The 13596-nt window shown below is 71.9% G+C and carries 14 protein-coding genes and 1 pseudogene; 3 read left to right on the top strand and 12 right to left on the bottom strand.

What is annotated here, in order from left to right; genetic code table 11:
- Nucleotides 1–15: 15 nt before the first annotated feature.
- From ACZ6B1_RS14635 to ACZ6B1_RS14580, 12 genes and pseudogenes are all read right to left on the bottom strand, one after another.
- Nucleotides 16–264 (bottom strand): annotated as a pseudogene (locus tag ACZ6B1_RS14635) (universal stress protein); the annotation flags it as partial.
- A gap of 28 nt (nt 265–292) precedes the next feature.
- On the bottom strand, nt 293–976 hold the full coding sequence (locus ACZ6B1_RS14630; RefSeq protein WP_468778198.1) for a response regulator: 684 nt from the start codon (nt 974–976) through the stop codon (nt 293–295).
- 243 nt (nt 977–1219) lie between these two features.
- Nucleotides 1220–1660, bottom strand: a complete 441-nt coding sequence (locus tag ACZ6B1_RS14625) for a pyridoxamine 5'-phosphate oxidase family protein (RefSeq protein WP_468778196.1) — start codon at nt 1658–1660, stop codon at nt 1220–1222.
- A 538-nt stretch (nt 1661–2198) separates the two neighbouring features.
- The gene (locus ACZ6B1_RS14620; RefSeq protein ID WP_468778194.1) at nt 2199–2657 is read right to left on the bottom strand and encodes a Fur family transcriptional regulator; all 459 of its coding nucleotides are present in this window, start codon (nt 2655–2657) and stop codon (nt 2199–2201) included.
- Nucleotides 2654–3214, bottom strand: a complete 561-nt coding sequence (locus tag ACZ6B1_RS14615) for an ATP-binding protein (RefSeq protein ID WP_468778191.1) — start codon at nt 3212–3214, stop codon at nt 2654–2656. Before ACZ6B1_RS14615 ends, ACZ6B1_RS14620 begins: the two co-directional genes overlap by 4 nt.
- A 182-nt stretch (nt 3215–3396) precedes the next feature.
- Nucleotides 3397–4200, bottom strand: coding sequence for an SDR family NAD(P)-dependent oxidoreductase (locus tag ACZ6B1_RS14610; RefSeq protein ID WP_468778189.1), 804 nt, complete (start codon nt 4198–4200; stop codon nt 3397–3399).
- A complete protein-coding gene (locus tag ACZ6B1_RS14605; protein WP_468778188.1) occupies nt 4197–5204 on the bottom strand; it encodes an NADP-dependent oxidoreductase in 1008 nt (335 codons plus the stop codon). The genes ACZ6B1_RS14610 and ACZ6B1_RS14605 overlap by 4 nt, the downstream gene beginning before the upstream one ends.
- A 184-nt stretch (nt 5205–5388) precedes the next feature.
- Entirely contained in the window at nt 5389–6666 is a 1278-nt protein-coding gene (locus ACZ6B1_RS14600) for an ABC transporter substrate-binding protein (RefSeq protein ID WP_468778187.1), read from the bottom strand.
- 4 nt (nt 6667–6670) lie between these two features.
- Complete coding sequence (locus tag ACZ6B1_RS14595) at nt 6671–7819, bottom strand: branched-chain amino acid ABC transporter permease (protein ID WP_468778185.1); 1149 nt, start codon at nt 7817–7819, stop codon at nt 6671–6673.
- A complete protein-coding gene (locus tag ACZ6B1_RS14590; protein ID WP_468778183.1) occupies nt 7816–8706 on the bottom strand; it encodes a branched-chain amino acid ABC transporter permease in 891 nt (296 codons plus the stop codon). Before ACZ6B1_RS14590 ends, ACZ6B1_RS14595 begins: the two co-directional genes overlap by 4 nt.
- Nucleotides 8703–9506 (bottom strand): ABC transporter ATP-binding protein, encoded by an 804-nt coding sequence (locus ACZ6B1_RS14585; protein ID WP_468778181.1) that lies wholly within the window; start codon nt 9504–9506, stop codon nt 8703–8705. The genes ACZ6B1_RS14590 and ACZ6B1_RS14585 overlap by 4 nt, the downstream gene beginning before the upstream one ends.
- Nucleotides 9503–10261 (bottom strand): ABC transporter ATP-binding protein, encoded by a 759-nt coding sequence (locus tag ACZ6B1_RS14580; protein ID WP_468778180.1) that lies wholly within the window; start codon nt 10259–10261, stop codon nt 9503–9505. The genes ACZ6B1_RS14585 and ACZ6B1_RS14580 overlap by 4 nt, the downstream gene beginning before the upstream one ends.
- Nucleotides 10262–10449: 188 nt before the next feature.
- On the opposite strand from ACZ6B1_RS14580, the gene ACZ6B1_RS14575 reads away from it, so the two are divergent.
- The 3 genes from ACZ6B1_RS14575 to ACZ6B1_RS14565 all read left to right on the top strand — a co-directional run bounded on the left by ACZ6B1_RS14575 (nt 10450) and on the right by ACZ6B1_RS14565 (nt 13542).
- On the top strand, nt 10450–11745 hold the full coding sequence (locus ACZ6B1_RS14575) for a PucR family transcriptional regulator (protein ID WP_468778178.1): 1296 nt from the start codon (nt 10450–10452) through the stop codon (nt 11743–11745).
- Nucleotides 11742–12380, top strand: coding sequence for a TetR/AcrR family transcriptional regulator (locus tag ACZ6B1_RS14570; protein WP_468778176.1), 639 nt, complete (start codon nt 11742–11744; stop codon nt 12378–12380). The genes ACZ6B1_RS14575 and ACZ6B1_RS14570 overlap by 4 nt, the downstream gene beginning before the upstream one ends.
- A gap of 94 nt (nt 12381–12474) precedes the next feature.
- The gene (locus ACZ6B1_RS14565) at nt 12475–13542 is read left to right on the top strand and encodes a glucose-1-phosphate thymidylyltransferase (protein ID WP_468778173.1); all 1068 of its coding nucleotides are present in this window, start codon (nt 12475–12477) and stop codon (nt 13540–13542) included.
- The last annotated feature ends 54 nt before the right edge of the window (nt 13543–13596 follow it).

Genomic DNA, 13596 nt, shown 5'->3' with positions numbered 1-13596 from the left:
GGGCGGAGCCGCGCGTCAGTCGTGCGCCACGACGGCGACAGGCGCGGCGGCGTGGTGCAGCACGGCGTGGGCGACGGTGCCGATGTGGGCGCCGACCGCAGAGCGGCGGACGCGCCGGCCGACCACGACGAGGGAGGCGTCGCGGGAGGCTTCCAGCAGCAGCAGCGAGGGACTGATCCAGCGGGACTCCGTGACGACCTCGACGCCGGGGTGCTTCTGCCGCCAGGGCCGCAGGGCCTCGTCCAGGGCGTCGGCGTGGCTCAGCTCGGCCGGCTGTCCCGACGTTGTGCGCTCAGCGCCCCTCCCGCCCCCGCCTGTCCTGGATCTGGGTGGCGATGACGGCGGCCTGGATGCGGCGCTCCACACCGAGCTTGGCGAGCAGCCGCGAGATGTGGTTCTTCACCGTCTTCTCGGCGAGGTACAGCCGCTGGCCGATCTGACGGTTCGTCAATCCCTCGCCGATGAGGGCCAGGATCTCCCGTTCGCGGTCGGTCAGGCCGGGCAGCTCGTCGGGTTCCTCATGCTGCGGCGGGCCTCCGCGCAGCCGCGCCATCAGCTTGGTGGTGGCACTCGGGTCGAGCAGCGACTGACCGCCCGCCACGGTGCGCACGGCGGACACCAGGTCCGAGCCCTGGATCTGCTTGAGGACGTAGCCTGAGGCGCCCGCCATGATCGAGTCGAGCAGCGCCTCCTCGTCGTCGAACGAGGTCAGCATGAGGCAGGCCAGCTCTGGCATGCGCGAGCGCAGCTCCCGGCACACTCTCACGCCGTCGCCGTCGGGCAGCCGGATGTCCAGCACCGCCACCTGCGGGCGCAGCGCGGGGACCCGCACCAGCGCCTGCTCCACGGTGCCGGCCTCGCCGATCACCTCGATGTCCGGCTCGTCGTTCAGCAGGTCGCGTACACCGCGCCGGACCACCTCGTGGTCGTCCAGCAGGAAGACCCGGATCGGGCTGCCCTGCTCGCCGTCCGCCATTGACCGCTCCTTGTTTGTTTTGCACGCTCCGTGGCCGCCCGTGGGTGCCGGCGGCTTCCCTCACCGGATCCTTGCCCCGTCCGGGCCGGACAGCCAGGGCCGAACGGCCCTGGTGTGCGCGACGCCGTGCGATTGCCGGTCCCGGGCCGGTGCCCGGCACCGTCATGGGCGTACGGCCGGACGCCCATGACGGGCGGCCGGCCACGTGCCGGACGGGAGCGGTCACGGCCCGTGTGGCGCGCGTCAGGCGGGAAGATGGACGCCGTACATCGTGCGGCCGCCGACCAGCTCCCGGCCGGTGACCAGCTCCGGCTCGATGCGCACGAGGATCTCCTCGGGCGAGGGCGCCCAGGAGCGCGGGCCGGTCCGGTCCAGGCGCTCCGCCTCGGCCGGGTCCGTGACCACCCCGGCCCGTCCGGTGACGACGACGCTCCACCCGGACCGCTTGTCCGCGTCGACCGCGTCGGCCTCGAAGGCCACGACGGAGCCGTCGACCGCGCGGGCCATCTCCGAGGCCGCCGAGGTGCGCAGCAGCACCGCCCCGTCGTCGTCGAGGCCGAAGTTCACCGGCACGACGGCGGGCAGGGCCTGGCGCGTGTGCACGAGCCGGCCGACGGGTACCGTGGCCGGCAGGCACATGCACTCGTGACGGCCGAGCTCGCGGAAACCATCGGTCGGGTACATCGGACAGCCCGTCTTTCGCCTGGTGGACCGGATCACGCTCCATGCTGAGCCTGATCCCGGCCGCGGTGCGAGGGACCACCGGTCCCTACGGCCCCGGAGAACGGCCCGTGGCCGCACGGCTTCGCGGGAGGGCCGAGGCGGCCCAGCGGCGCCGCCCAGGAGTGCCCCGGTCGGCCCAGCGGACGGCGTCTGGCCGGCCCATGCCACGGCACCGCCCGGGCTGCGACCTTCCACCGGCGTTCCGCCATGGGCTGACCGGTCTCGTCCCGTCCCGGAGGGCTCGGCGACCGCCGGCCGTCTCGTCGCCCCCTGTGCCGTGCCGTTGGAGCCGGGGGCCGCGGACGAGCCCCGGCTCGTTCACGCAGCCGGGCGACTGCCGACCGTGGCGCGTACTGACACCGCGCTCGATCCGCTCGAAGCGGACTCCGGCGACGTGACGCGCTTCCGCCCGCGCCCTGGCCGCACCTCGAACCCCGTCGCGGCCACCGGCCGCGACCAGTCCCGAGCAGTCCGGCCGAGCCGGAGGCGGGCGGTGCCGTCAGGGCGCCGGGGTGGCGGCCCGGCAGTCGGGGCACAGCCCCCAGAAGGTCACGGCGGCCTCGCGGATGTCGTACCCCTTCGGCAGCCGTGGTTCCAGGCAGGGCGCCGCGCCCACCGTGCACTCGACGTCACGGATGGCGGCGCAGCCGAGGCACACGAAGTGGTGGTGATTGTCGTGGTGCTCGATCTCGTAGCGGGCCGCGTGACCGGGGATCTGGGTGCACCGCACCAGACCGGCGTCCGTGAGCGCACGCAGCACGTTGTAGGTGGCCTGCAGGGAGAGCCCGCCCGTGACCCGTTGGGCGCGCTCGCGCAGGGCGTCGGCGTCGAGGTGGCCGGCGGACTCGGAGATCGCCGTCAGCACAGCCATCCGCTGGGCGGTCACCCGCATGCCCGCGGTGCGCAGCCGCGTCGCGGCCAGCACCATCGGTTCCTCGCCGGTCGTCCCGGATGTCATGCGGCCTCGTCCTCCGAGTCGTCCCCCCGCACGACGGGACCGCTCGTGACGCTCTCGTCGCTCCACACCGAGTTCCGCTCGTCCGGGGTTTCCCTTCCCTCCGGGCGGGGCGTGTCCGCCTCCGCCGAGAGCTCGAACCACACGGTCTTCCCTGAGGGAAGTCCCCGCTCATGGCCCCACCGCGCGGCCAGCATGTCCACAAGCGCCAGTCCGCGGCCGCCCTCGTCCTCGGGGCCGGCGTCAGTGGGCCGCGGAGGCCGGGCAGAACCGTCACGGACAGAACAGCGCAGGTCCGGGACCCGCTCGAGGGTGAGGTGCAGCGGACCGGCGCCGTGCCGCAGCGCGTTGCACACCAGCTCGCTCACCAGCAGTTCGGCGACCGGCACGAGCTCACCGAGATTCCATCGGGTCAGTACGTCGCGCACGGCGGTCCTCGCCTCACCGCACGCGGTCGGCGACCACGGCAGAGACCAGGACCCGGACTCCTCCGAACCGGGGGCAGCCGCGTCGGGGACGGTTCCACCCGAGCGGGGGTCCCGGGCGATGGTGCGGGTCATGCGGGCACTCTTTCGGGGACGGTCGTCTTCTCTCGGTTCGACCGTACGCGTTCTTTGGAGTCAGTCAAGTTTGTGGAGAAACGCGGCTTTCATGACTGCCCCCAGTCACCGGAGACCGCCGGCTCAGGTCCGCACGACGGGGGTGGGCCCGGCCGCTCGCAGGGCCCTCCCCCGGGTGCGGCTCACACGCCGGCGGGCTTGGCCGGGGCAGGGACGTTGCGGAAGCGGAACGGCTCCGGGTCGCGGCCGGCCTGGACGAGCCAGCACTCCCCCGTGCCGTCACCGGTGACGATCCTCAGCACCGTGTCCGCGACGGTCCCGGCCGGGATGACCGGCACCTCCTGCTCAGCCAGCATGCCGCGCAGATGGTCGATGATGTGGGACTCGGCGAACCCCGGGCAGACCGCGTTGAAGCGCACGTTCTCCGGCGCGAGCGCCGGTCCCAGGGAGCGGGCGAGTCCCACGACCGCGTGCTTGTTGGCCGCGTACAGCGGATCGAGCGGCACCGACGCCAGGCCCGCCAGGGACGCCGTCGCCACGATCGATCCGCCGCCGCGGGCCCGCAGGGCGGGCAGCACGGCGTGCGTGCCGAAGACCACGCCGTCGAGGTTGGCGCCCATCGCCCGGCGGTAGCGCGCCGGGTCGAAGTCCTCGCCTACGCCGCATCCTGTCACCACCCCGGCGTTGAGCAGGGCGATGTCGACACCGCCGTACCGCTCCTGGGCGAACCGCACCAGGGCGCGGTTGGCGTCGAGGTCGGAGACGTCACAGGCGCGGAAGTGACCGTCGATCATGTCGGCCACCTCCTGGCCGCCCTGCGCGTCGAGGTCGGCGACGACCACGCGCGCACCCGCCTTCGCCAGTGCCAGGGCCGAGGCCCGGCCCAGTCCGCTCGCACCGCCGGTGACGATGGCCACCTTGCCCTGCAACGAGACTCGGCTGTGCCCCTCCTGCGGGGCGGCGGCCCCGCTCTCGGCGGCGGTCACGCCAGCTCCAGCACGAGCTTGCCGACGTTCTCACCGCGGAACAGCATCTGCAGCGTCTCGGGGAAGTCGTCCACAGTCCCCCTCACCACGTGTTCCTTGACCTTGATGCGGCCGGCGCCGATCCAGGCGGAGATCTCCTCGGCGGCCTGCGCGTAGCGCTTGGCGTAGTCGAAGACGACGAAGCCCTCCATACGGGCTCGGCGCACCAGGAGCGAGAGGTAGTTGGAGGGGCCCTTGGCCGGCGTGGCGTTGTTGTACTGGCTGATGGCACCGCAGATCACGACGCGTGCGTGCATCGCCAGCCGGGTCAGGGCGATGTCGAGGATGTCCCCTCCGACGTTGTCGAAGTAGACGTCGATGCCGTCGGGGGCGTGCTCGCGCAGAGCCTTCCTGACGTCGTCGGCGCGGTAGTCGATCGCCGCGTCGAATCCCAGCTCCTCGGTGAGCAGCGCGCACTTCTCCGGCCCGCCGGCGATGCCCACGACCCGGCAGCCCTTGGCCTTCGCGATCTGTCCCGCGACGCTGCCGACGGCGCCGGCCGCTCCCGACACCACGACGGTCTCGCCGTCCTTCAGCGCACCCACGTCCAGCAGGCCGAAGTAGGCGGTCATGCCGGGCATGCCCAGCGCCCCGAGATACGTCGAGGGCGGGGCGAGAGAGGTGTCGATCTTCGTGGCGCCCCGGCCGTCGGAGACCACGTACTCCTGGACGCCGAACGCGCCTGTCACGTGGTCGCCGGGCTGGAAGTCGGGGTGGCTGGACGCGGTGACCTCGATGACCGATCCCGCGCGCATCACCTCTCCGATTCCCACCGGAGGAAGGTAGGACGGACGGTCGTCCAGCCAGCCCCGCATCGCCGGGTCCAGGGAGATGGCCCGCGTCCGGCCCGCGAACCGGCCCGGACCCGGTTCCGCGAGCGGAGCGGAACAGTGCTCCCAGTCCTCGGGTTTCACTTCGCCCACGGGGCGGGCTGCCAGACGGATCTGGCGGTTGGTCGCGGACATCACGCCTCCTGTTGTCACGGCTTGCCCGTGACCATACCGACCAGTAGGTACGGCGGCGGCTGTGAGGTTCCCCACACCGACGACGCGCCGAGGCCTGCTTCGATCTCCCGGGCCCCGAAAGGCTGCCGGCGGGCGGAGACGGTCCCGGCAGGCCGGGGCAGCGACCGGGACCGCCCCCGCCGGCTCACTTCGCCGGCGGGCCGAACTCCTCGCGGGTGTCCACCGGCTTGCCGGACAGCTGCCACCGCTCGCCCTTGAACCGCATCAGCTGCATCGTCTCGATCGGGAAGGCGTCGCCGGGGCCCGTGGACATGGTGACCCCGGGCAGCAGCATGCCCACCCGCACGTGCTTCAGGTTGCGCACCGCGTCCCGCAGCCCTTCTCTGGTCGGGCACTTCATCGCGTCCAGGGCCTTGTGCAGGCTGGAGGCGACGGCCCAGCCGTAGGCGTTGAACTGGTTGGCGGGGTCGGCGTCCGGTGCGTACTCGTGCAGGGCCTTCTTGTAGGTCCTGATCTCGGGGTCGTTCGCCCACTGCGGGTCGGCGGGGTCCTTGAAGTACGTCGCCGAGACCACACCCTGGACGTTCCCGAACCCGACGGGCTTGAGCACGGCGGCCGACGAGGCCACGTTGTTCACGATGTGCAGCGGGTTCCACTTGGTGTTCCTGGCGTCGGCGGCGAGGGCCTGGCTGCCGAACTTCGGGGTGGTGACGTTCAGCAGCACGTCGGCCTTCGAGCGGGCGAGGCTCGCCATCTGTGCCGACACGGAGGGGTCGGTGACCTCGTAGCTCTTCTCGGCGACCACCTTGACACCGCTGCCCGCGACGGCCTTCTCGAAGCCGCCGAGCAGGTCCTTGCCGAAGTCGTCGTTCTGGTAGAGGACCGCGACCTTCGCCCTGGGCCTGGTGTCCTTGAGGTACTTGGCGTACACCCGCGCCTCGGCCACGTAGTTGGGCTGCCATCCGATGGTCCAGGGATGTTCGCGGTCCGTGCCCCAGAGGGAGGCGCCGGTGGCGACGAAGGGCTGCGGCACCTTCTGCTTGCCGAGGTAGTCCCACACGGCCGCCGTGGACGGGGTGCCCAGGGTCTGGAACACGGCGAAGACCTTTTCCTGCTCGACGAGTCTGCGGGCCTCCTCGACCGCCTTGGGCGGCTGGTAGCCGTCGTCGCGGACGATGAACCGCACCTCGCGGCCGTCTATGCCGCCCTTGTCGTTGACGTACTTGAAGTAGGCGGCCACGCCCTTGCTGATCGTGCCGTACGCGGAGGCCGGTCCCGACAGCGGGTAGATCCCGCCCAGCTTGATGGTGCTGTCCGTGATGCCGGTGGTCTGCTGGCCCTTGCAGGCACCGCCGGCGGCGGTGTCCTGCGCGTCCTGCCCTCGCTGGGTGCTGCAGGCGGTGGCGGTGAGCAGGGCGGCGGCAGCGGCCGCGGCCGCCCGCAGAGCGGTCGTCATGCGCATGTGTTCATTCCTTTTCCGTGCGGGGCGGTGCGCCCACGGGTTCGACGTCGGCATCTGCTGGGTCCGCGGAGGTGAGGGGCGCGGAAGACCCGTGTCCGGCCTGCGACTTCGGCTCCACGTCGGGCGCGGAGCCTGGCTCGTGCGGTCGGTCGAGGACGGCGGGGGTGCGGATCGGGCGACGGACGACCGCGCCGCGGACACGGCTCGGCAGACCGGCCAGTCCTGTCGGGGCCACGAACATCACCGCGATGATCAGCAGGCCGAACACCACCCCCGGCGCCGCCTCGCTCAGGTCCTGGGACACGCTCGGCACGTACATCACGAACGCCGCCCCCAGCAGGGGTCCGTACAGCGAGCCGAGCCCGCCGACCACCAGGCCGGCCAGCAGGGTGATGGACAGCACGAAGCCGAAGGAGTCGGGCGAGACGAAGCCGATCACCCAGGTGTACAGACACCCGGCGACACCCGCGAACATCGCGCTCCAGGCGAAGGCGAGCGTCTTGTGCAGCGACAGCCGCACGCCCATGACCTCGGCGGCGCTCTCGTTGTCGCGCACTGCGAGCAGCGCCCGGCCGACGCGCGAGCGCAGCAGGTTGCGGGCGAGCAGCAGGGCGGCCGCGGTGACGGCGAGGACGACGAAGTACATCCACTGGTCCTCGGCCAGCCCGCTCCACGCGGGCGGCTGCAGCTTCTCCACGGTCAGGCCCATGGAGCCGCCCGTCACCGGTTCGAGCCGCTTGAGCAGCGGCGGCAGGAACACCGCGAACGAGAGGGTGACCAGGGCCAGGTACAGCCCGCGCAGCCGCAGGGCGGGCACTCCGAACCCGAGGCCCAGCAGAAAGGATCCGGCGGCCGCGGCCGGCAGGGTGGCCAGGTGGCCGGTGTCCCACCGGTCGAGCATGACCGCCGCCGTGTAGGCGCCCGCCGCGAAGAAGGCGCCGTGCCCGAGCGAGATCTGGCCGCCGAAGCCGACCAGCAGGTTGAGCCCGGCCAGCGCCACGGCGTACAGGAGCACCATGGTCAGCTGGAAGACCTGGAAGGGGGCGAAGTAGAAGGGTGCGCCGGCGGCGGCCGCCGCCGCGAGCAGCACGGCGAGCGCGGCCCGCAGCCGCCGGGCCGGGTCGGTGGCGAGTGCCGCTGTGACGGTGCTCATGCGCGTTCCACCGCCGCCCGTCCGAACAGTCCCTGTGGCCGTACCAGCAGCACGGCCAGAATGATCACCAGTGGTACGCCCACCTTCAGGTCCTCACCGATCACGTCCACGTACGCCCCGGTCAGCGTCTCGGCCAGGCCCACGAACAGGCCTCCGACGACCGCACCGACGGGGCTGTCGAAGCCACCGAGGGTGGCCGCGGCGAACGCGTAGATCAGCACCGCGCCCATCATGTTGGGCTCCAGGAACAGCACCGGTGCGACGAGCACGCCCGACACCGCGCCGACCGTCGCGGCCAGCCCCCAGCCGAGCATCAGCACCCGGCCCACCCGGATGCCCGACAGCCGGGCAGAGGCCGGGTTGCAGGCGACCGCCCGCATCACCAGGCCGACGGAGGTGTGCTGGAACAACAGGTACAGCAGGCCCATCACGACGGCGACCACACCGATGATCCCGAGCGTCGACCAGTCCACGCGCACGCCGGCCAGGTCGGGGCCGCCGTCCGGGAAGGGCTGCGGGAAGTCCTTCACGGTGAACGACCAGATCAGGCCCGCCAGCGCGTTGACGAAGATGAAGAGGCCGACCGTGACGATGACCACCGTCAGCTCGGGCGCTCCCCGCACGGGGCGGATGACGAGCCGTTCGACCAGCATGCCGCCGGCGAAGGACACCGCGAGCGTGACCGGCAGCGCCAGCCAGAACGGCGTACCGGAGGACACCAGTTGCCAGGCGACGTACGCCGAGAGCATGGCCAGCTCCCCCTGGGCGAAGTTGACGATTCCGGTGAACCGGTGGATCAGCACCAGGGCCAGCGCCAGGCTGGCGTACACCGCGCCGGAGCCCAGCCCTTCCACCACTTGCTGGAGAAACTCGATCAAGGTGCTCACCCGGCCTTCCGGGCGTGGACGGAGACACCGAGGTACACCTCGGCGACCTGCCCGTCCTCGCGGATCCGTTCGGCCGGCCCGGACAGCACCAGGCGGCCGGCCTCCAGGACGTGCGCGCGGTGCGCGATGTCCAGTGCGAGCCGGGCGTTCTGCTCGACGACGATCACGGTGGTGCGCTCCTCCTCGTTGACGGCACGGACGATCTCGAACAGCTCGCGCGTGACCAGTGGTGCGAGCCCCAGGGACGGCTCGTCCAGGAGCAGCAGCGAGGGCCGCAGCATCAGCGCCCTGCCGATCGCGAGCATCTGCTGCTCGCCGCCGCTCAGGCTGCCGGCGGCCTGACCCGACCGCTGGCGCAGCCTGGGGAAACGGTCGTAGGTCTGCTCCAGGTCGGCCGCCGCGGCCGCACGCCCGGCGCGGCCCCGTCGGGGGCCGCTGCGCAGGTGGGCGCCGATGCGCAGGTTCTCCTCGACGGTCAGGTCGTTGAAGGTGCCCCGGCCCTCGGGCACGTGCGCCACGCCGAGCCGGGCGGCCTGCTCGGGCGAACGGCCCAGCAGCTCCGTGCCGTTCAGGGTGACCGAGCCCCGGCCGCGGACCATGCCGCACAGCGCGCGCAGCGTCGTGGTCTTGCCCGCGCCGTTGGGTCCGAGGATGGCGCACACCTCACCGCGGGCGACGGAGAGGTCGAGTCCCTGGAGCACCCGGGCCTGGCCGTATCCGGCGTGCAGGCCGGTGACCCTCAGGAAGTGCGGCTGCGTACCCGCCGAGGTCCCGGTGTGGTCGGTGGTGGGCTCGCTCATGCGGCCACCCCCAGGTACGCCTCGACGACCGCCGGGTCGCGCTGGATCTCCTCCGGCGTGCCCTCGGCGATCCTGCGGCCGAAGTCGAGGCAGACGATCTTGTCGCAGAGGTCCATCACGAAGCCCATGTGGTGTTCGACCACCACGAGCGTGAGGTCGAAGTCCCGGCGCACCGACCGGACCAGATCCGCGAATTGGCCGACCTCGCCGTGGCTGAGCCCGTTGACGGGTTCGTCGAGCAGCAGCAGCCGGGGCCGCGCCGCCAGCGCCCGGGCGAGTTCGACGCGTTTGAGTGTGCCGAACGGCAGTCCGGAGGCGGGGTGGTCGGCGACGTCCGCCAGACCGAGCCGCCGTAGCAAGTCGTCCGCCTGCTCACGCAGTTCCCTCTCCTCCCGCCGGACGCGGGGCAGCCGGAGCGCCGCGGCGAGGTGTCGGGTGCGCCCCCGGCTGTGGGCGCCGACCATGACGTTCTCCCGGACCGTGAGCCGCGTGAACAGGCCCAGGTTCTGGAAGGTGCGGGCGATGCCGTGGCCGGCCACGGCGTGCGGCGGGACGGCGAGCAGGTCCTCGCCCTCGAACCGCACCTCACCGCCGTCCGGGGCGCAGCGCCGGGTGAGACAGTTGAACAAGGTGGTCTTGCCGGCTCCGTTCGGACCGATGAGACCCACGGCGGTGCCCGGCTCGACGGTGAACGCGACACCGTCCAGTGCCGTGATCCCGCCGAAGCGCACGGTGATACCGTCGACCGCGAGCATGAGTGACGCCCCTTCCGACGTGCTGGGGGGTGGGCGAGCGTCACAGTAGGTGGGGGCGTTCCAGGCGCACATTGGGTGCGAGCACCCAACTTCCCCGTCATCGGACTGTGCGCCGCGCACAGGTTCCGGAAGATGTCTCACGCCGCGCCTGTTGACGGAGCACGAGCCGGACGGCGAGCATCTGCGCCATGCCTCACGGTCCAGCCCTGGGCAAGCCCGCGCCCTCCGAACCGCTCCGCCGGGAGCGGGGGCGGATCCTGCACGCCGTCCACGACCGGGTCGAGGAGGTGGCGGAGACCGCCGTCGAGGTGATGCGCGCGGAGATCCCGTCGTACGCGTTGCAGGACGAGCGGTTCTTCGAGGACGTACGGACCCAGGTGCTCGAGCACTACCGGATGCAGCTGGCCGCGCTGGCCGGCGACCGTGACATCGCTCCCGAGGACCTGGTCTTCAGTCGCGCGGCGGCGATGCGCCGGGCACGCGCCGGGTTCGCCCTGGAGGACTGGATCAGTGCCTTCCGGGTCGGCCGGCAGGTGATGTGGGACGCGCTGCTGGACTGCGCGGGCACGTCCGCCGCGGCCCAGCAGGCCGCACTGTCCCTGGTCACCCCGCTGATGCGGTACGTCGACTTCGCCAGCACCCATGCGGCGCAGGCGTACGTCGAGTACCAGCAGCACATGGTGGCGGACGCGGACCGGGAGCGCCGGGACCTCCTGGAGCAGCTGCTGGCCGGGGTGTCGCCGACGCGTGGCGGGCTGTTCGCCGCCGCGCAGGCGTACGGCATCGGACCACGCTCGCCGATGATGGCGGTCGTGGCGGTGTGCGTGGGCGACACGCGCTCCGGGGACCTCACGTCGGCGGAGAACGGCTATGCCACCAGCGCGTCGATCAGCGTCGCCGGGCCCTGGGCGGGGCGGACCCTGGTCGTCGTGCGCCACGGCGAGGTGGTGGCCGTGCCCGTGGTCCGGGCCGGCATGAACGCGCAGGACATATGCGACCACTTCGAGGCCGTGCAGCGACGGCTCGCCCGGGAGGGCACCATGCTCGCCATGGGTATCAGCACGGTCGCCCGGGGCGCGTCCGAGCTGCCGCGCGCATACGAGGAGGCGCGGGCGGCACTCGACCTGGTGCCGGACGGGGGCGGGGTGGCGGCACTGCCGCGGCTGTCCCCGTTCGACTACCTGGCGCTGCGCGCCGACGATCTCGCCCGCCAGCTCGTCGATCCGCGCGTGCGGGTGCTGCTGGAGGAGGACCGCAGACGCGGTGACACACTGGCCGCCACCATACGGGCCTTCGCGGAGGCGGATCTGAATCTGCGGCTGGCGGCCGAACGGTTGCGAGTGCACCACAACACGGCCCACTACCGGTTGCGCCGGATCGAGGAACGCACCGGCCGCAATCCGCGCCGGATCGCCGACCTCCTGGAACTGCTGGTCGCCCTCGCCATCCGCGACGGGGCCGTGGAAGGGGAAGATCGCCTGTGAGCGGCATCGTGGAATCCGCCGGGACCTCCGCGGCGGACCGGCTGCCGGAGGGGTCCGCCGGGCAGGACCGAACGCTTCGGCGCGTGTTGCTGGACGCCGCGCTCGAGGTGTTCACCGAGCGCGGTTACACCGACGCCGGGCTGACCGAGATCGCGGCGCGCTCCGGCATCCCGGTGGGCAGCCTCTTCCAGCACTACGGCGGGAAACAGGGACTCTACCTCGCCCTGTGGGAGGAGTTCCGGGAGGAACTGGAGCGCCGGACCGCGGCCACGCTGAGCGTCGGGCGCGGCCGTGGTGTGGATGACCCCGTCGCCCTCTTCGTGGCGGGAGCCAGGGCCTACCTGGAGGGTGCCTGGGACAATCGGCGGCTCGGCAGGCTCTTCGCGGAGGACGACGGCCCGGCGGGTTTCGACACGCTGCGCCGCCAGTGGGACCGGGCGTGGGTACGGCGCAACGCCCGGCTGCTGGAAGTGGACGAGCGGCAACGCGCCGGCCGGGTCCGGGTGAGCGTGCTGACCACCGTCATCGGAGGCGCGGCACGCGAACTGGGCGACTGCGGGGACGAGACGGAGGCCGGGGAGATCGTGGACGAGGTGTGCGGCATCCTGGTCCACCTGTCGAGACCGCCCGGCTGAGACGCCCGGCGCACGACCGCCCAGCCACCCCGGACGGGATCCTCCGTACCGGAATCCCTCCGTCAGCAAGTCCGCTGTAAGTAGGCTGATATGCATGAAGGCACTTTTGTTGTCTGGTGGCTCAGGTACCCGTTTGCGCCCCATAACCCATACCTCGGCGAAGCAGCTCGTGCCCGTCGCGAACAAACCGGTGCTGTTCTACGGCCTGGAGGCGATCGCCGGGGCCGGCATCACCGAGGTCGGGATCATCGTCGGGGACACGGCGGAGGAGATCCGGGAGGCGGTCGGCGACGGTTCCGCGTTCGGGCTCGCCGTCACCTACATCCCGCAGGAGGCCCCGCTGGGCCTGGCCCACGCGGTGCTGATCGCCCGTGAGTTCCTGGGCGACGACGACTTCGTGATGTACCTCGGCGACAACTTCGTCGTCGGCGGCATCACGGATCTCGTGGACGCCTTCCGCACCGAGCGGCCCCAGGCCCAGATCCTGCTGACGCGGGTACCGGACCCGACCGCGTTCGGCGTGGCCGAACTCGACGCCGCGGGGCGGGTGATCGGCCTGGAGGAGAAGCCGGAGCATCCCAAGAGCGAACTGGCCCTGGTGGGCGTGTATCTGTTCACCCCGGCGATCCATGAGGCCGTGCGCTCCATCAAGCCCTCCGGGCGCGGCGAACTGGAGATCACGCACGCCATCCAGTGGCTGATCGACGCCGGACGTGACGTGCGCTCCACGACGATCTCCGGGTACTGGAAGGACACCGGGAACGTCACCGACATGCTCGAGGTCAACCGCTCCGTGCTGGAGACGCTGGAGCGCCGGATCGACGGCACCGTCGACGACGACAGCGAGATCATCGGGCGGGTGCGGATCGAGCCCGGGGCGAAGGTGACCGGCAGCCGGATCGTGGGCCCGGTGGCCGTCGGCGCCAACACCGTGATCACCGACTCCTACATCGGCCCCTTCACCTCGATCGCCGGCGACTGCCGGATCGAGGACAGCGAGATCGAGTACTCCATCGTGCTGCGCGACTCCTCGGTGAGCGGCGTCCGGCGGGTGGAGGCCTCGCTCATCGGCCGCAACGTCGAGGTGACCCCCTCCCCCCGCAAGCCCGCCGCCCACCGTTTCGTCCTCGGCGACCACAGCAAGGTGCAGATCTCGTCATGACGACCGGCATCCCGGGGACCGGCCGTGCCGGCCGCACCGACGACAAGAGGAGAC

It is taken from the genome of Streptomyces sp. NPDC041129, from assembly GCF_055592265.1.
The sequence above is the reverse complement of the archived record's forward strand: the minus strand, read 5'-3'. Positions and strand labels throughout refer to the sequence as shown.

Coding starts and splice junctions, on each gene's coding strand:
- ACZ6B1_RS14625 (WP_468778196.1), bottom strand. CDS start 1,660: ATGTACCCGACCGATGGTTTCCGCGAGCTCGGCCGTCACGAGTGCATG.
- ACZ6B1_RS14605 (WP_468778188.1), bottom strand. CDS start 5,204: ATGTCCGCGACCAACCGCCAGATCCGTCTGGCAGCCCGCCCCGTGGGC.
- ACZ6B1_RS14585 (WP_468778181.1), bottom strand. CDS start 9,506: ATGAGCGAGCCCACCACCGACCACACCGGGACCTCGGCGGGTACGCAG.
- ACZ6B1_RS14595 (WP_468778185.1), bottom strand. CDS start 7,819: ATGAGCACCGTCACAGCGGCACTCGCCACCGACCCGGCCCGGCGGCTG.
- ACZ6B1_RS14620 (WP_468778194.1), bottom strand. CDS start 2,657: ATGACATCCGGGACGACCGGCGAGGAACCGATGGTGCTGGCCGCGACG.
- ACZ6B1_RS14615 (WP_468778191.1), bottom strand. CDS start 3,214: ATGACCCGCACCATCGCCCGGGACCCCCGCTCGGGTGGAACCGTCCCC.
- ACZ6B1_RS14565 (WP_468778173.1), top strand. CDS start 12,475: ATGAAGGCACTTTTGTTGTCTGGTGGCTCAGGTACCCGTTTGCGCCCC.
- ACZ6B1_RS14600 (WP_468778187.1), bottom strand. CDS start 6,666: ATGCGCATGACGACCGCTCTGCGGGCGGCCGCGGCCGCTGCCGCCGCC.
- ACZ6B1_RS14580 (WP_468778180.1), bottom strand. CDS start 10,261: ATGCTCGCGGTCGACGGTATCACCGTGCGCTTCGGCGGGATCACGGCA.
- ACZ6B1_RS14575 (WP_468778178.1), top strand. CDS start 10,450: ATGCCTCACGGTCCAGCCCTGGGCAAGCCCGCGCCCTCCGAACCGCTC.
- ACZ6B1_RS14630 (WP_468778198.1), bottom strand. CDS start 976: ATGGCGGACGGCGAGCAGGGCAGCCCGATCCGGGTCTTCCTGCTGGAC.